The sequence below is a fragment of the Telmatocola sphagniphila genome (assembly GCF_018398935.1).
In the GTDB taxonomy this organism is placed as follows: Bacteria; Planctomycetota; Planctomycetia; order Gemmatales; family Gemmataceae; genus Telmatocola; species Telmatocola sphagniphila.
The window spans coordinates 194,758-210,853 of record NZ_CP074694.1; the positions used below are offsets into that span (position 1 = coordinate 194,758).

Consider the following 16,096-nt stretch of genomic DNA (forward strand, 5'->3'; position numbering starts at 1 on the left):
GAGATACCTGCATCGCGTTCAAACATCCAGGCCGACTGCCCGCATTAAGGCTATACCGTTGGTGTGCGAAACGACTCCCGGGCGAACAGTGTAGTCGAATTTCATCTGCCCATCGACCCATTGATCGGCGAAATGCATATTCTCCACCAAATCGCGAATGGAATCAGGAACTTCCGTTACTGCCAGATCGTGGGTGGTGACGAGACCAATGGTGCCGGACTCCAGCAGAGCTTGAATGACTCCCGAAGCTCCACGGATGCGATCAGCCGAATTGGTGCCCGCGAACAACTCATCGAAAAGAAACATCAAAGGCCCGGTACGAGCCTTTTCGAGAGTGGCGCGTACTCGAACCACTTCAGCGAAAAATCGAGACTTCCCATCGGAGAGTGAATCCTGCACCCGTAAAGTGGCTCCCATTCGAAATGAAGAAAGCGCCAGGGATTTCGCCCGCACCGGGGCTCCAGAAAGGGCCAGGGTCGCATTCACACCAATCGACCGGAGGAATGTACTCTTACCGGACATGTTGGAGCCGCTAATCATCAGTACGCGAGTTTTTTCGTTCAGCTGAACGTCGTTCCGCACGCAGGTTTTGGCCGGTAACAGTGGATGCCCCAACTGAGTAGCTTCGAAAGAGGCTGGGCCTTCCTGAATCTGCGGGAAGGGATCTTCCGGATTCTCATAGGCGTACGCCGCCAGGCTGGAGAGGGCTTCCAGTTCCGCGATGGCGAAGAGCCACTGGCGAATATGGGGTCCCGAACGGAGTCGCCAATCCTCGATCCGGAAGGCCATTCGAATATCCCAAATCAAAAGAATTCGAAAGGGTAGAAAAATGGTGTTTCTTCGGGCCGCCAGCCATTCGGCCAAGTAAGCCAGTTCTTGAATCTGTTGCGAAGCAGTACGCTGATTCAAACGCAACTGCTCCTGCATATTCACTAGCAGAGGGGCCGAAAATTGCTCTTTTTCAAACAGGCTCAGGAGAGTTCGTAAAAGTGTGAGCTCGCGAGCCGTCTCTTCCACCGGATTGACCGCGGAGTTGGCCCAGGTGAACATTGGATAGGCATACAGATAGGAAATCGCCAGAGAAATCAGCAGGTAGTAGCCACGCGCATCGAAGCCCAACCAGGCTACACAGAGTGTCAGATTGACGATGCCCAAACCGAAAATGACCTGACGAGCCCACCGACTGGGGCTCGGAAGTATTTGAGTGCCCCAGTGTGCCAGCAGTTCGAAATCGACCCCCTCCGCGACTTCGGAGCCGGACGCCGCTAGGGCCTCACGGAGATCGAGCCGGTTGCGCAAATCTTGCGCGGCTTCTTGTCGATCGCGGATCACCGGAAGCGTCGCGGGGTTGTTGAACCAATCGGCCAGGCGATCTTCGCCCACCCGTGTGCGGGCGGTACAGATCCGCTCGAACAGGGAACCTTTGCCGAAAAGATCGAGATCGACAGCGCAGAGATGATTGGGATCGACGAATCGCTCACCGGAGTTGCCCTGGCCGACCCACTCGCCCGTTAAACGAGCTACACAATGCTGATAGTAGCGTATGAGGCGCTTGGCCCAACGCTGTCGATCGAGTATTCGAACCCCAACAACGAAAAGGAGAGTGATGGGAAGCAGGGCCAGAAAGCCATACCAGGTACTGTAGAATCCTAGTCCTCCGCCGAATAAGGCCGTCAGAATTCCTAACAGGAATAGGCTGACGCGAGCCTGTCCGAGTCGATCGAACTGCGATTCGTATCTTTGCGCTTCGGCCTGACGAAGAGCGAGCCGCGTTTGATATTCATCGAGGGGAGTGGTCATAGATACCGTTTTTAGTTGCTCGATCTAACTCCGGGGATTCTAACCAAAAAATCCTATCAAGCGGCAGGGCAGGTTCAATTACCGCTTTTGGGAAAGTCTTTGATTCCGTGAGACCAACTGGTTCGCGCAGGGCGGATACCCAGTTGTCTAAACCGGGAGAGGTGGTTACTATTTCAATGATCCTTTAAGAATCGATTCAAGTGAGACGGGTTGGTATGGTACATCAGTCGCTGGGAATCTGGGCTATAAGTCCGGAGGGCAAAAAGAAGCTCGAAGCCTTGAATGACCAGATGGAAACGATGATGCTGGCCCTCCTGGTTTTCCTGATACTGGGAACTATCGGCTATTTCATTTTCCGCTACTGGAAGAAAACGGCGCTTGAAGTTCCGGACTTCGAGAAAACCAACGAGACTACCTATCGATCCATGCTGATTTCGGGGCAGATCACCCAGGCTGAGTACGATAAGCTGATCAAAAATATCCAGAGTCGGGTGGAAGAGAAGAAACTGATCGAGGAGAGTTGAGGAGTTGTGATAGGGCGAAGAAGCAATCCTCGCCCTTTCGATTTTGAACCGCACTTTAAGCAAAATCATTTCGTAGGCGAGGCCACTTCGAATTCTAGATTCAAATTCATTTGCTGGCCGACCCAGATTTCCAGTTGGTAGGCCGGGGCATAAGCGGAAGCACTTTGTTCCTTGGGCTGCACCGACAAAGAACTGGCATTTTTCAGGTTCACTTTTTTCACGTTCGGGCTCAGCTTCCAGTACCGCATCAGATTGCTCGATTTGTCGATGATCAGCAGATAGGAAGAATTTTTCGAGGGGATGCCCTGTCCCTGGCCGTCGCAGATTTCGCTGAGCGTAACGCCATAGGTGTCGTTGGCGTCCTTCTCCATAGTCCCTTTTACGCAATCGTAAGTGGCATGCAGCACGCCAGGCGTTATTTTCTGAACGCCCGTATTTGAAGCGGGATTAGAAGCGAGCTTATCGTACCAATCGGGCTTGATGAACACGTAGAAAATGCCAAAAACGGCGATTACGCCGATGACAGTTAGCAAGTTTCGAAGCAGACCCATGACGTTTTCCTTCCCTGGATTCGTCGGTGCCGGATAAATCTTTTCACACAATTCCCGCCGGGCATTATGCCGTCTGAGCGGAACTACGCAATAGAGATATGACTTAATTTCACGTCTTTCCGAACTCGATTTATGAAGAACATTTTTTGAGCAATGGCGAAATTCTGTTGACAGGCCGGATCCTCTGACTAAGCTTTAAGTGAACGAATTGAACGTTTTGGTCGATTTAGATTATTCAAATCGTTCAAATTAAGGCGGAGGATCACCAGATGCCAACTTTGAAGCCGAATGACGCGATTTCAGCCGGTTATCCCAAATTCATATTCGATCCCTCATTTGAGAGTCCAGAAGCCGTCGAACTTTACGACCCGGAAAATGCAGCAGATCTCTCCAGCTTCGCAGATAAGCACCTACCCGATGAAGTGACTCGAGACTATGCCAAGCGAATGCACTTTTGTGCCTGGCGTTTACGCAAAGCGAAGGGGCTGGTGGAAGTGGATCGCTGGCGGCTGGCCTACTACCGACTTCGAGATGAGATCGTTGTTGGGAATCGAAAATTGGTTTACCGAGCCGTTCGCCGACGGATGATGATGTCTAACCGAACCGATGATTCGATTGGCGACTGTCATATCGTTCTGATTCAAGCTGTGGCCGCCTATAACCCCTGGATGGGCATTCGCTTCAGTACTTATGCCTTCACTTGTCTGGTCCGGGCCTTGTCGCGACAGTGCCAGCGGCAAATGAAAGACTGGCTTTCACGTTCGATGCCATTGGAATCTCTTCCGGACGGGGAGCCAGGTCAAAGTTACGAGAAGGAACTGGTTTCCTCGGGTAGCATCCGAATTGAAGAATTCTTGAAAGTCGATCATCCACTGCTGACGGCCCGCGAAAAGATTGTCATCGGTCGCCGTTTTGCGGCCAATGAAGAAGCCACGCTCACTCTCGAAAAAGTGGGTCAGGAAATCGGGCTTTCCAAGGAACGAGTGCGCCAGGTACAGGCCAGTGCGCTCAACAAGTTGCGAGCAGTACTGACTGCAGAAGAAACGACGGTCTAACTTTACCGGAGACTATTTGATGCGTGGGATCGTCACCAGTTTATTGCTCCTGTGCTCGGGCGTGAGCCTTGCTTCGGACCCAATTTCCAACTGGCCTCAGTGGCGGGGTCCCACCCGAGATGGCCAAGTCGCTCCGTCTGACTGGCCGGCCAAGATCTCCGGTGAAGCATTAAAAACCGTTTGGAAGGTCTCCTCACTCGGTCCCAGTTATTCCGGCCCCATCGTCAGCGATAAGTATGTTTTCACAACCAGCACGGTCGATAAGAAAGACGAAGTTGTCACTTGCTACGATCGTGGCACCGGTAAGGAAGTCTGGAAACAAACTTGGCCTGGCTCGATGTCGGTGCCCTTTTTCGCGGCTCGGAATGGTTCCTGGATTCGCTCCACCCCGGCATTCGACGGGGACGCGTTGTACGTCGGCGGCATTCAAGATCATCTCGTCTGTCTGGAAGCTTCCAGTGGCAAGATCCGTTGGCAAATCGATTGTATCCAGGACCTTAAAGCCAAATCTCCCGACTTCGGTTGTGTCTGTTCTCCATTAGTCGATGAAACGGCTGTCTACATGCAAGCCGCTGGTGGGTTTCTGAAAATCGACAAAAAGACCGGTAAGGTTCTCTGGAACGTGCTTTCGGATGGCGGCGGCATGCTGGGCAGTGCTTTCTCTTCCCCAGTTTTCGCTAAACTTGCTGGCAAAGAGCAGATTGTCGTACAGACACGTACGGCCCTGTTCGGAGTAGATAAGCAAACTGGTCAAAGTCTTTGGTCGCGGCCCATTGACAGTTTCCGAGGCATGAACATTCTGACGCCGACTATTTATGGGGAAGGGGTCTTCACCAGTACTTATGGCGGTAACACTAGGCTCGTTTCCGTTCAAAAAGAGACCGATAAATTGGGTGCTCAGGATGCCTGGGGCTTCAAGTACGAAGGCAATATGACGACGCCCGTTATCGTGAACGATCACGCCTACTTCTTCGGAAAAGATCGCCGATTCATTTGCGTTGATCTCAAAGCGGGTAAGGAATGCTGGCGTACGGACAAACGATTCGGCGAGTATTGGAGCCTGGTGGCGAACAAGGACAAAATTCTGGCCCTCGATATGGATGGTAAACTCTATTTGATCCAAGCCAACCCCAAAGAGTTCGAACTTCTGGATCAGACGCAGATTACCAAGAGTGAGACCTGGGCCCATTTGGCTGTGTGCGGCAATGAGTTGTACGTCCGCTCGTTGGATGAGCTAATCAAGCTGAGCTGGAAGTAGGCCGTCGGTCTACTCGTCGATCCAATCTGTTCGATCCTTCCTCGGAAGGATTCAATTTCGTGTTTCTTGCTGTAATTCGTTGACATAGACGGACCACTCACTTAAACTGCCCCTTTCTTAGAGATCGTCTCTCCCTTTGCAACATGAATGGAGTTGCTCTGATATGAATGAAACCGGCGATAAAAAACTATTCTGGGCTTGTTGGATCGCCCTGATCGCGACCGCTTTCGGCTTCGTGGTCCGCGCGAACATCATGGACACTTGGAAGGACGATTTCGGACTGAGTGAAACCCAGAAGGGGCAACTCTTTGGTGTAGGCCTCTGGCCGTTCGCGATCAGTATTGTTCTTTTCAGTCTCATCATCGACCGAATCGGCTACGGCAAGGCCATGCTTTTTGCATTTGTTTGCCATGTGGCTTCAATGGCTATCACGATTTATGCTTCAACGTTATTAGCTAAACCGGGTGCTTCCGCTGAAGAAGTGGCGGCGGGTCAGAAAAGCGGTTACTGGATGCTTTATCTGGGGAACTTCATAGTTGCGTTGGGTAACGGCACCGTGGAAGCGGTGATTAACCCGGTGGTGGCTACGATGTTCGCCCGCGATAAAACCAAATGGCTGAACATGCTGCATGCGGGCTGGCCGGGAGGTTTGGTGCTCGGGGGCATTCTCGCCATCAGTATGGGCGATCTCCATTGGACTTACAAAATCGGATTGCTCGCTATTCCCACTGCTATCTACGGAATCCTGATGCTCACTTGTACCTTCCCGGTGAGCGAAAGAGTGGCCGCGGGTGTCTCCTACCGCCAAATGCTTCGCGAAGTGGGCTTCCTGGGAGCATTGGTGGTTACCGCGCTGGTTGTCAGTGAAGTATTTAACGTGATTCAGCAAATGGAAATCTACTTCGTCGACAAACCTGGAGTTGAAGCCGGGGATCGATGGGATTCCATTGTCAAAACCTTGAGCTTACCAGTTATCGGTGAATTTGCAGTTACCAAGTTCATGGCGGTGAAATGGGGTCTGATACTTGGTGTCAGCCTGCTCTTTGGACTGTATACGCTTTCTCTGGGCCGGATCATGTTCTTCCTCTTGCTCCTGATCATGTGCCCTCTGGCCATCACCGAACTCGGCACCGATAGTTGGATTGGCGGTTTGATGGAACCGGAAATGGTGAAGCTAGGCTTGAAGGGTGGCTACGTGCTGATTTACACTTCCGCGATCATGCTGGTCTTGCGGTTCTGTGCTGGCCCGATCGTTCACAAGCTTTCGCCTCTGGGGCTTTTGGCCATCAGTGCTGCGATTGCCGCCGTTGGCTTAGTCAGTCTGTCCATGCTGACAGGCGTCGCGATTCTCGCGGCCGCCACCTTCTATGCTTTCGGTAAGACCTTCTTTTGGCCTACTATGTTAGGTGTCGTTTCTGAACAGTTCCCCAAAGGGGGAGCTTTGACACTAAACATTTGCGGTGGTGTAGGTATGCTGGCTGTGGGGATCTTGGGTACCCCTTTGCTGGGTAACATCCAGGATAAGGAAATCGATGCCAGCTTGAAGAAGAACAATCCGGCGATTCATGCGAGTGTCATGAAAGCTCCCAAAGCCAGTCTGTTCGGCGAATACCAGCCGGTCGACGAAGATAAAGTGAAAGTTCTGCCGAAGGAAGAACAGAAGATTATCTCAGAAACCGGCGACACGGCCAAGAAGTCCGCTTTGAAGACCGTCGCTTTGTTCCCTTGCATAATGCTGGTTAGCTATCTCTTGCTGCTCCTTTACTTCAAGGCCCGGGGCGGTTACAAGGCTCAGGAGATCGGCGCCGGTAGTGCAGGACACTGAGAACGATTGCTATAATTAATTTACAACGGCCTGCCGGTCAGCCCGGCAGGCTTTTTCGTTGAGGAAGGGTCGGCATCCATGGCGGGTCAGCGCACTTTTACATTTCTCGGCACCGGAACGTCGGTCGGAGTTCCAGCTATCGGATGCCAGTGCGAGGTCTGTACTTCCGGAAACCCCAAGAATAATCGCTTCCGCTCCTCCGGGCTGGTAACTCTTCCCAACGGTCGGATTCTGATCGACACCACCCCGGAGATGCGGCTACAACTCCTGCGCGAGAAAATCGATACGGTCAACGCCGTGCTTTATACGCACTACCACGTCGATCATCTCTACGGCATGGACGATCTACGGATGGTAGCCAAAAATCTCGGGGCCGCCGTGCCGCTGTATTGCACGGAAGAAGTCGAAGGGATCATACGCAGCGTCTTTCCCTACGTTTTCAAGGAACCGCCGGCGAACATGCCCGCGGATTCCATTACCAAGCTTTACGTCCATCGCATCGATAATCGGCCTTTCGAGATTCTCGATCAGCGCATCATTCCCATCCCTCTGATTCACAGTCGATTCAATGTCTTTGGTTATCGCTTCGACGATCTGGCCTACTGTACGGACGTCAGCGAGATACCCCCGGAGAGTTGGAAGCTGCTTCAGGGGGTGAGGGTGCTTATCATCGATGCACTTCGCTTTAGCAATCACCCGGCACACTTCAGTTTGAATCAGGCTCTTGAGGTGATCGAGAAATTGAAGCCCAAACGAGCCTACCTGACGCATATGTCTCACGAGTTTGACTATGAGACTTTGAATCCCGAACTGCCCCCGGGCGTTGAAATGGCTTACGATGGCCTGAAAATTCCATTCTGATAATGACAGGAAGCACGCGATGAGTCCCCGCATTCTGATGTGCCCTCCCGATCACTATGGGATTGAATACGAGATCAATCCCTGGATGAATCGCAGCATGAGCAGCGTTCGGGATCTCGCTTTCAAACAGTGGCGAGCCCTGCGGGATGCGATTGTTTCCCTGGGTGTCCGGGTCGAGGAGATGGTGCCAGTTGCGGGATTGCCCGATCTGGTATTCACGGCCAATGCGGGGTTGATGTTCCACAACAAATTTTTCAGTTCGCAGTTCAAACACGACGTTCGGGCCAAGGAATCCCCGCACTTCGATGCCTGGTTTGCTAAGAACGGATTCGAGGTCCACCACTGGCCGTCCGGGATGTACCACGAAGGGGCCGGGGACGCGCTTTTCTGCGGAAATGCACTCTTTGCCGGGTATAGAACCCGCTCCGATGTGCATGCCCATCAATGGTTGGCGGAGCAAATTGGCATGCAGGTACTACCCGTGGAATTGGTGAATACCCGATTTTATCATCTCGATACCTGCTTCTGCCCGCTAGCTCCCGGTCTGGCCCTCTATCATCCCGAAGCTTTCGACGATTATGGACAGAAAGTTATTCGTTCCAATGTGAACACGCTGATCTCCGTCTGCGAACCGGAGGCTTGGCGTTTTGGTTGTAACGCAGTGGTTGTCGGCAAATCGGTGATCCATAACGCTGGTTGTCCGCAACTGGCTAGAGATCTCACAAAAATCGGCTATCAGTCGATCGAAGTGGAGCTGGATGAATTCCTGAAAGCCGGCGGCAGCGCCAAGTGTTTGACCCTCCGGCTCGACGGGGAAGAAGCGGCGGGCTGGAAGTGCAGCTGAGTATCAATCGAACAAGGATTTCTTTCCACGCGGTGAACTGCCTCCTCCGAGCCGACGCATGTATTGGTAATAGCCATCCAGATCGAACTTTTTGGCCGTGTTGTCGGAAGACATGTAGCGAATGTTGCCGAACACTTTTCGTTCGGGCGGCCAGGGACGGTCGAATAAGCCAAAGCACCAGAGCATACCGGTATAGCTGTTCGGATCTCGGCCATCAATGGCATATTTGTTATTCAAGTGTTCCAGGATGAAGTAGGCTTCATCGGGCGTACGCGACCACTCCAAAACCTTTTTGCCCCAGAGCATGCGTAGATAATTATGTATTCGCCCCGTCTGCACCAACTCAGTCTGGGCAGCATTCCACAAATCATCGTGGGTCTCCGCCGCTTCCCATTCATCCAGGGAATAGATATGAGAACGGCTGTCGGATTCATGTTTCTTCAACGACTGATAGGCCCAGGCGGGTAGGGTCGATTCCAAATCCTGATAAATCGGATGCTTCCACTTCAGAGCCCGGGCAGCCGGAGAAGTCTCATTGATCAAACGAATCTTCTCTCGCCGGCAATGGTGCCAGTGGTAGCCGACGTCGCGCCAGGTGATGGCTTCATCCAGAAAGCTGTTCACGTTGGGATTCGAGTGATAGAAACCCTCTCGTTTTCCCTTGTTGGAAAAAGTGATCTGTTCGGGAGTCCATTTTCCGGAGGAATTCAAGACTTCTTCGACAATCTGCTGAATGGAAATATGGCCGTGCCGCAGGTGGGCACTCAAACCACTGGCGGCAGTGTGTTCCGGATCGTTGGGTTCGTTCCGGCCGTCCGCGTAAGAGCTTAATTTTTTTTGAACGAACTTCTTCAGGATCTTCTGGGCCGAAACACTTCCTCCACTAACTGTTACCGGTTTCACTGAATGATCGATGGGTAGTGACGCCAGAAACTGATCGAGAGCTTCGGAGGTCGCATCGTTGGGCTTTTTAGCCAAACTCCAGATTTTGAAAGGAGGATCGATCTGTGTCGCAATCGCTTTTTCAAACGGAGGGTTAGCGGTGGCTCGATGCGGCCACGCTTCCGCAAAGAGCTTGTGGATTCGCGGTCTCAGATGAGCGCAGGCAGAAACCGCCGCTCCGAGCAGGCTCAAGGGGATCATGCTGTTGCCATCTATTGCTTGAACAGCCGTGTTGGTATGGTTCGCCAGACCTGCAATGTGCCCGGGTACGACAAAGGCCGGGTAATCATCGGTTACGACAACGCAAGCCTGCTGAGCCAGCTTGGCCAGAAGTCCTTTGGCCGGCTGATCGGGAGTTTCGACATACGGCCAATAGTTGATACCCAACTCCAGGGCCTTGCGGGCATTGTCTAGCATGCCTTCCAGCAGGAATCGATGATTGCGATCGTTAGCCCAGGGATAGTCGATGCGTAGCCCTTCGTACACCACGAGGGGTTTGCCCAGAGTCTTGCAGAGATTCAATGCGTGATCGAGGGCATGATTTCGGTCGAAGCGGCGACAGGCCTGCATCCAGTAGAGGACATATTTGTTTTTGGGATTGATCGCGGCCTGATTGGCATACCGTATCCGGGCGTCGTTGAAAGCGGACATGGAGAGTTCCGTACACGTTGAAACGAATCACTCTATCATAGTCGAGATGAGTACTTCTTTTCTCTCTGTTCGAGACATTCATAAGAGTTACGGTTCTTTCGCGGCCTTGAAGGGAGTCGATTTTGATGTCTCGGAAGGGGAAATGTTCGGTCTGTTAGGACCCAACGGCGCGGGCAAAACGACGCTGCTTTCCATCCTGGCCTGTCTCAGCGATGCCAGCAAAGGCGAGGCGATACTCGCCGGGCAGAAATTGAGCCTCTCCAATCGCAGTGTCCGGCACCTCATCGGTATCGGAACGCAAGAACTGGCGATTTATGGCGAACTTACGGCGCGGGAGAATATCCGCTTTTTCGGTAAGCTTTACGGACTGAGAGATCCCCAATTGAAAGCCCGGGAGGAGGAGATTCTCCGGCGTATCGGCCTATTGGATCGGGCCGAGGATCGAGCGGGTACCTTCTCCGGTGGTATGAAACGCCGTTTGAATCTGGGTGTAGCCATAGTTCATTCGCCGAAGATCCTATATCTCGATGAGCCGACTACGGGTGTCGATCCGCAAAGTCGAAATCACATCTTCGAATTCGTTAAAGAACTGAACCGAGATGGCATGACCGTGATCTACACCAGCCATTACATGGAAGAGGTACAATCGCTTTGTCCGAGGATTGCAATTGTCGATCACGGCAAGGTCATATCCTGCGATACACTGCCGGGTTTATTGCGGATGCTCGAGGGCCGTATCACATTGAGGCTGGGAAATTATTCCTCGGCAGATCTGGAGGCGCTCCAAGCGATTCCGAACTTGAAGCTTGTGGAGAATGCCGCAGGCTCACTTCAGATAGATACGGCGGATGTGGCTAAGTCTCTGATTCAGATTGTTCGAGTGTTGTCGCAGCGAAATGTGGAATTGCTCGAATTGCACACCAAGGAACCTACACTCGAGGACGTTTTCCTGCACCTGACCGATCGCACCCTTCGAGATTAATCTCTACCGTAATGCATAGATTCGATACATCTCATCCTCGTAGATTGGTTTCAAACCCCCGAAATTGGACTCTTTATTGAGCGGAATCAGCACATGCGTGATTCCCTCATGCCGGACTTCCGCTTGCCAGGCCGCTGAGCCCATGTCCTTTCGCTGATACCACTGGTGGGCGTTCAACACGCGGCGATACCACTCAATAACCTCGGTATCCTTGTAGGGAATCGATTTAAAATCGACATATAGCGGCGTACCCGTTGCAATTCGAAATGGTTGCAGATCGACTGCGACTAAGTGCTTATCCTGTACGCTGGGAGGTCGAGTAAAGGTCGTGGAAGTATTGCCTTTAACGCCGTTGTCGGGTTTGGGAATTTGGACCGGAATCAAGTACACATCTCCCGGGCTATGGTGTTCCCGGATATATTCCAGCACCGACTTCTCCAGTTCATTCTGCCGGTATCCCCAGTGGAGGTAGGGAATTAGGAACGATCCACTCGCGAGCAACAGAGCCACTAGCAAGCCAAGCTTTTCTACGCCCTCGAACTGTGCGATTCGAGTTTCGCCGCCAATAAATCTCACGACTCGAGCTAAGATGGCCACGGTTGCGATTGGAACCAGTAGAGCCGTGACTCGCCACGGAAACAGCAGGGCTAGAGAGTAGTTCGAGGTGAAGTATTGAGTTAGACTGAGCAGAAAACTGAGGAGCACAATCACCAGATAGATTGGAAAGAAGACTGTTTTGCGGAGCGCGAGTAATCCCAACAGCATCCAGGCGATCTGCAGAGCAACGAGGGCATCGAACCAGCGAGCGATGCGGGCATGATGAGGTATTCGCACTTCCGCCAGGATACGCTGAGCTTCTTCGAAATCCGCCAGGGAAGTCGGCGAAAAGGTCTGCCAGGAAAATATGACGATGGGCAAAACGAGAAAGAGATTTCCGAGACCCAGAAAGAGGGCTGTTCTCCAGCGTTTTTGAACCAGCAGAGAATACTGGTATCCCAGGGTCAGAAAGGCGGCGGGGAGTAGGTAGGTCGCATGGACGATGGCCGGGAGACAGCACCAGAGGCAAGTGGAAATCCAATTTTCGCGCCGAAAACTGAGCAGGGATAAGAGAAAGAACGCACCGAAGGCGGACGGCTGAAGATAGGAACCCAGGATGTACTGTCCGGCAATGCCGGCCTGAAAATACCACGGATAATCAACCCCGAACAGATGCACGGAGGCGACCCTAACCAGGGCGGCATGGATCATCAGCAAACAAACTAAAAGCAAGACAAAGTTAGTTCGGTGGTAATCCGCGGGAAGCAGATCGCTTCCTAGCCGGCTCAGTCCCACAAAGTAGACCGAGACCAAACCGAAGAATAGTAGATAAAAACCGAACTCTCCGATGTACCGATAGGTGAGCTCGACGAGTTTGCTAAACAGAGGGGTGGGATCGAGCGTGTTGGCCAGCCAGTCGCGACCGAGATCCCCAAGCCCACCTTGTGCCAGTCCATGCACGAAATACTGATGCTGATTGGAGAAGTAGAGGGGGGACTGGGTGAATGCCAGCCCGAAGAGCAAAATCCAGATAAGACCTTTCAGGGAACAAAACGAATAATTGGCCATGATCCGAAGGCTCTCCCCCAATCGTACAATTAGATTCAGAATACGGATCGAGAGAAATTAGGCCGGACTGGTGAGGGTCAGGCGAGCGGGGCCAAAGACGAAGTGTAAGCTTCTACGATCAGGGAATCGGTTTCTTGTTCGAGAGGTCGGAGATCGAAGCCTCCGTAAATCGACCAGGAGGGAAAGCCGGCTAGCTTCAAAAGCAATTGCATCTCGCCTTTATAAATCCAACGAACCGAATGTTTGGAGAGATGCGATTTGAGGAGATTGCGATTCGAATCCAGAATTTCTATTTCGTTGATGGAATTCTGGATCTGTTCCACGCGATTGAAAGCCCGGGTGTCGAAAATTCGGACGATATTACCCGACTTCGAATCGGTCTTTTCCATTTCCAGGACGCGGGTGTTCTCGACCGCGGTAATAATGTGTGCACCCGGGAAATAGCTGTCGAATGCCAGCATTCCACCCGGTACCAGATGTTCTCGGCACAGGGCGAGCGTCGCTATCTGCTCGGAGGTCGTCATATTGTGAATAAAGGCGTTGAACGCGATTACGATTAGCTGAAATTTCCGGTCGATTTTAAAATCGTTCATGCTGGCCTGATGCAAGGTGGGTTTGTATCCCAACTTTTCCGCCTTGGACTGAAGGCGCTGGAGCATTCCCGCGCTAAGATCCAATCCTTCCACCTCCAAGCCCGCCTGGAGGCAAGGTATCATTATTCGACCGGTTCCACAGGCGATATCGAGAATCGGACCATTGGCACGCCGGGCGAGATCCAGGTAATATTCCAAACCGTAATCGAAATTTTCAAATAGCAGATCGTAAAGTTCTCCATCATCGAAGGGAGAGGAGTCTGCAGCTTGAAGATCTGGCATGGATTGTAATTCCGGTGAAACGCGAGAAAGGAACTTACCCAGGAGACAATAAAAAAGCCTGCCGGGTTCGGCAGGCTTTGGATAGATAAGCGAGATTTTATCAATCTTTGATCACGGCCTTGATCGGGATCTGGATCGACTGATCCTTGCCAGCGTCGGTCTTGATGTTAACTTTGCTAGCCACTTCGCCAGACTTTTCAGCGGTAAACTTCAAAGTCACGATATGGATGGTCTTGGATTGATTCAGATCTCCAGTGACTTCCACGCCGTCGACTTTTTCGATCTGTGTGATTTTGAACGGCTTTTCGCTTTGAACCAGGATCTTTTGTTCCATGGTGCCGCCCACTTTCAGTTCCCCGAAAGAAACCTGTGAAGGACTGGCCGCGAGCGAAACCAGATTGACTTTGTTGCTAGTCGAGGTGATCTTGGCTTCATCTTTGTTCTTCTCTTCTTTGCTCTTGAGGCCGGTGGTATCGACCGAAGCCGAAGGAGTCACTTCGATGTTGACCGGGAGACGGAACTTGCTGAGATTGCTACCGGCTGAACTAAAATTAATCTCAGAGAACCATTTGCCAGCGGGCAGGTTGTCGGCGACGGTCGCTGAAATTTCGTAGACCACTTCGTTATTTTCCCGTCGAAGCAGTTTGAATTCGGGTTTGATATAGGTGCTTCCGCTGGTGGCCGATTGGATCGTCCAGTTCGGGTCGGTGGTCAGCGACACCTGCGTTTTAACCGTCTTGCTCGTGCCATGCGCCACTTGCCCGAAATTCAGCGTCTCGGGGAAAATCATCAAATCATCGCGGGAGACCGCTTTCACCAGCAAGCCGACGTAAGCCGGTTGCGGGGAGATGAAGTTCACATGAACCGTGACTTGCCGGTATCCGGAGAAGACGCGGGTATTCATGACCGCTGTAACCACGGCGGTCTGACCAGGTTTGATTGTGGAAGTATTCGCCGAAGCCGAGGTGCATCCGCAGGAAACCCCGACGCTACTGATGACCCAGGTTTCGTTGCTGGTGTTTTTTATCTGGAAGTAATGGACCTGTTGGGAACCGTGAGGTACGTTGCCAAAGTCCTTTTCCTTTTCCGAGAAGAAATCTTCGGGCCCCGCCTGGGCGGCGTACGACAACGCCAAGACGGTTGCAATACTGAGCGTGTAACGTAACATTTGTCTCTCTCTGGCTGTATAGGTCGGATTGCTTTTCTGTCCCCCGATGGTCGATCCGCAATCTGTACTTAATCTATGCGCGGGATAGTCTTCCTTGCAAAATCGCAAATTTGAAATTATTACCAATCTGGGGCAGCATTCCGTCAATTCTGTTATCACACTTCAAAGCGGCAGATTGATCTTCCGTTATTCTATCCCACCAGTTTGCCTAAGCAGTAGGACGTCAGGTTTTTTTTGTCCGATTAATCAATTAACCTTTCGCGACTATTGCCACAATCACTTCCGTTGCACCTGCGTCGACTAACACGCGAGAGCAGGCATCGGCTGTGGCCCCCGTAGTTAGTACGTCGTCTACCAGGATAACTTTCTGGTTTTTTAATGAGATAGAACTGTGCAATTCGAATGCCTGTTTCAGGTTCTTACGGCGTTCCGTACCGGAAAGCGATTTCTGATCTTCTGACCGGCGTTTTCGACGGAGGGTTCGACTTTCCGGAATCTTCAGCTGGCGTGCCAATTCTCTGGCCAGGAAATGGCATTGGTTGAATCCTCGTTCCCAGCGCCGCGACCAGTGCAAGGGGACGGGAACTACCAGTTGGCAGTCACGGGGGAGTTTCGGGCTCATTTTTCCGGCCCACCAGTGGGCGAACAGGTGCGCATAAGTTTCTTCGTGGGCTTTTTTGAGACGGAGCGCGGCGGATCTCCAGGCTTCCTTGTAGGGACCCAGACGAACCACGCTGGAGAAATGATAGTTCTCCTCCCGGCAGTACTTGCAGCCTTCCTCGGATTCGGTGAAGGCACCTATCGTACTGGCACAGCGGGGGCAGACGGTGGATTCGTCCGTCAACCAGGCATTTGTGCACTCGTTACAGAAGGGGGAACGATCGTCGGGGCTCGGTCGGTCGCATTGCCAGCAGACCGGCGGAAACAGCCGAGCTTGTAAAGAGTGCCACCAATCAAAAATTTGGGCGTGCGTCATAGAGAAATTTTGGTAAACCAGGTAAAGTAAGAATAGAGAGAAAAATTTTCCGTTTTACCAGAATGTCGAAAAATTGGACTGGATAAGATCCGGTATTTGATGTAATTAGTGAGACTGTGGAAACATGTTAATTCTGGCAAGTAAATTGCCGATAAGGCTCGTAAGCTAGGAGGGCGAGG

At 52.0% G+C, this 16,096-nt stretch carries 14 protein-coding genes; 7 read left to right on the plus strand and 7 right to left on the minus strand.

Going from position 1 to position 16,096, the window contains the following annotated elements; translation table 11 throughout:
• Window positions 1-18 precede the first annotated feature (18 nt).
• On the minus strand, window positions 19-1,800 hold the full coding sequence (locus KIH39_RS00915) for a MutS-related protein (protein ID WP_213497402.1): 1,782 nt from the start codon (window positions 1,798-1,800) through the stop codon (window positions 19-21).
• A gap of 215 nt (window positions 1,801-2,015) precedes the next feature.
• Here KIH39_RS00915 and KIH39_RS00920 point away from each other — a divergent pair, with 215 nt between their 5' ends.
• Complete coding sequence (locus tag KIH39_RS00920; protein WP_213497403.1) at window positions 2,016-2,324, plus strand: hypothetical protein; 309 nt, start codon at window positions 2,016-2,018, stop codon at window positions 2,322-2,324.
• A gap of 65 nt (window positions 2,325-2,389) precedes the next feature.
• On the opposite strand, the gene KIH39_RS00925 is transcribed toward KIH39_RS00920, so the two are convergent.
• Window positions 2,390-2,875 carry a hypothetical protein gene (locus KIH39_RS00925; RefSeq protein ID WP_213497404.1) on the minus strand — a complete coding sequence of 162 codons (486 nt, stop codon included), beginning with the start codon at window positions 2,873-2,875 and terminating at the stop codon, window positions 2,390-2,392.
• Between the two features lie 269 nt (window positions 2,876-3,144).
• On the opposite strand from KIH39_RS00925, the gene KIH39_RS00930 reads away from it, so the two are divergent.
• The 5 genes from KIH39_RS00930 to KIH39_RS00950 all read left to right on the plus strand — a co-directional run bounded on the left by KIH39_RS00930 (window position 3,145) and on the right by KIH39_RS00950 (window position 8,718).
• Window positions 3,145-3,930 (plus strand): sigma-70 family RNA polymerase sigma factor, encoded by a 786-nt coding sequence (locus tag KIH39_RS00930; RefSeq protein WP_213497405.1) that lies wholly within the window; start codon window positions 3,145-3,147, stop codon window positions 3,928-3,930.
• Between the two features lie 19 nt (window positions 3,931-3,949).
• Window positions 3,950-5,188, plus strand: coding sequence for a PQQ-binding-like beta-propeller repeat protein (locus KIH39_RS00935; RefSeq protein WP_213497406.1), 1,239 nt, complete (start codon window positions 3,950-3,952; stop codon window positions 5,186-5,188).
• Between the two features lie 163 nt (window positions 5,189-5,351).
• Complete coding sequence (locus tag KIH39_RS00940) at window positions 5,352-7,013, plus strand: MFS transporter (protein ID WP_213497407.1); 1,662 nt, start codon at window positions 5,352-5,354, stop codon at window positions 7,011-7,013.
• 78 nt (window positions 7,014-7,091) lie between these two features.
• Window positions 7,092-7,874, plus strand: coding sequence for an MBL fold metallo-hydrolase (locus KIH39_RS00945; protein ID WP_213497408.1), 783 nt, complete (start codon window positions 7,092-7,094; stop codon window positions 7,872-7,874).
• A 19-nt stretch (window positions 7,875-7,893) separates the two neighbouring features.
• Window positions 7,894-8,718 (plus strand): dimethylarginine dimethylaminohydrolase family protein, encoded by an 825-nt coding sequence (locus KIH39_RS00950; protein WP_213497409.1) that lies wholly within the window; start codon window positions 7,894-7,896, stop codon window positions 8,716-8,718.
• A gap of 3 nt (window positions 8,719-8,721) precedes the next feature.
• Here the strand turns inward: KIH39_RS00950 and KIH39_RS00955 are convergent, their stop codons facing one another.
• Window positions 8,722-10,311 (minus strand): cryptochrome/DNA photolyase family protein, encoded by a 1,590-nt coding sequence (locus KIH39_RS00955; RefSeq protein WP_213497410.1) that lies wholly within the window; start codon window positions 10,309-10,311, stop codon window positions 8,722-8,724.
• A gap of 46 nt (window positions 10,312-10,357) precedes the next feature.
• Here KIH39_RS00955 and KIH39_RS00960 point away from each other — a divergent pair, with 46 nt between their 5' ends.
• Complete coding sequence (locus KIH39_RS00960; RefSeq protein ID WP_213497411.1) at window positions 10,358-11,293, plus strand: ABC transporter ATP-binding protein; 936 nt, start codon at window positions 10,358-10,360, stop codon at window positions 11,291-11,293.
• Window positions 11,294-11,296: 3 nt separating this feature from the next.
• On the opposite strand, the gene KIH39_RS00965 is transcribed toward KIH39_RS00960, so the two are convergent.
• From KIH39_RS00965 to KIH39_RS00980, 4 genes are all read right to left on the minus strand, one after another.
• Window positions 11,297-12,898 (minus strand): DUF6798 domain-containing protein, encoded by a 1,602-nt coding sequence (locus tag KIH39_RS00965; protein WP_213497412.1) that lies wholly within the window; start codon window positions 12,896-12,898, stop codon window positions 11,297-11,299.
• Window positions 12,899-12,975: 77 nt separating this feature from the next.
• A complete protein-coding gene (locus KIH39_RS00970; RefSeq protein WP_213497413.1) occupies window positions 12,976-13,773 on the minus strand; it encodes a class I SAM-dependent methyltransferase in 798 nt (265 codons plus the stop codon).
• A gap of 100 nt (window positions 13,774-13,873) precedes the next feature.
• Window positions 13,874-14,941 carry a DUF1573 domain-containing protein gene (locus tag KIH39_RS00975; RefSeq protein ID WP_213497414.1) on the minus strand — a complete coding sequence of 356 codons (1,068 nt, stop codon included), beginning with the start codon at window positions 14,939-14,941 and terminating at the stop codon, window positions 13,874-13,876.
• Window positions 14,942-15,191: 250 nt separating this feature from the next.
• Complete coding sequence (locus KIH39_RS00980; RefSeq protein ID WP_213497415.1) at window positions 15,192-15,917, minus strand: ComF family protein; 726 nt, start codon at window positions 15,915-15,917, stop codon at window positions 15,192-15,194.
• Window positions 15,918-16,096 lie beyond the last annotated feature (179 nt).

Coding starts and splice junctions, on each gene's coding strand:
- KIH39_RS00975 (WP_213497414.1), bottom strand. CDS start 14,941: ATGTTACGTTACACGCTCAGTATTGCAACCGTCTTGGCGTTGTCGTAC.
- KIH39_RS00970 (WP_213497413.1), bottom strand. CDS start 13,773: ATGCCAGATCTTCAAGCTGCAGACTCCTCTCCCTTCGATGATGGAGAA.
- KIH39_RS00980 (WP_213497415.1), bottom strand. CDS start 15,917: ATGACGCACGCCCAAATTTTTGATTGGTGGCACTCTTTACAAGCTCGG.
- KIH39_RS00930 (WP_213497405.1), top strand. CDS start 3,145: ATGCCAACTTTGAAGCCGAATGACGCGATTTCAGCCGGTTATCCCAAA.
- KIH39_RS00935 (WP_213497406.1), top strand. CDS start 3,950: ATGCGTGGGATCGTCACCAGTTTATTGCTCCTGTGCTCGGGCGTGAGC.
- KIH39_RS00925 (WP_213497404.1), bottom strand. CDS start 2,875: ATGGGTCTGCTTCGAAACTTGCTAACTGTCATCGGCGTAATCGCCGTT.
- KIH39_RS00945 (WP_213497408.1), top strand. CDS start 7,092: ATGGCGGGTCAGCGCACTTTTACATTTCTCGGCACCGGAACGTCGGTC.
- KIH39_RS00940 (WP_213497407.1), top strand. CDS start 5,352: ATGAATGAAACCGGCGATAAAAAACTATTCTGGGCTTGTTGGATCGCC.
- KIH39_RS00915 (WP_213497402.1), bottom strand. CDS start 1,800: ATGACCACTCCCCTCGATGAATATCAAACGCGGCTCGCTCTTCGTCAG.
- KIH39_RS00955 (WP_213497410.1), bottom strand. CDS start 10,311: ATGTCCGCTTTCAACGACGCCCGGATACGGTATGCCAATCAGGCCGCG.
- KIH39_RS00965 (WP_213497412.1), bottom strand. CDS start 12,898: ATGGCCAATTATTCGTTTTGTTCCCTGAAAGGTCTTATCTGGATTTTG.
- KIH39_RS00960 (WP_213497411.1), top strand. CDS start 10,358: ATGAGTACTTCTTTTCTCTCTGTTCGAGACATTCATAAGAGTTACGGT.
- KIH39_RS00920 (WP_213497403.1), top strand. CDS start 2,016: ATGGTACATCAGTCGCTGGGAATCTGGGCTATAAGTCCGGAGGGCAAA.
- KIH39_RS00950 (WP_213497409.1), top strand. CDS start 7,894: ATGAGTCCCCGCATTCTGATGTGCCCTCCCGATCACTATGGGATTGAA.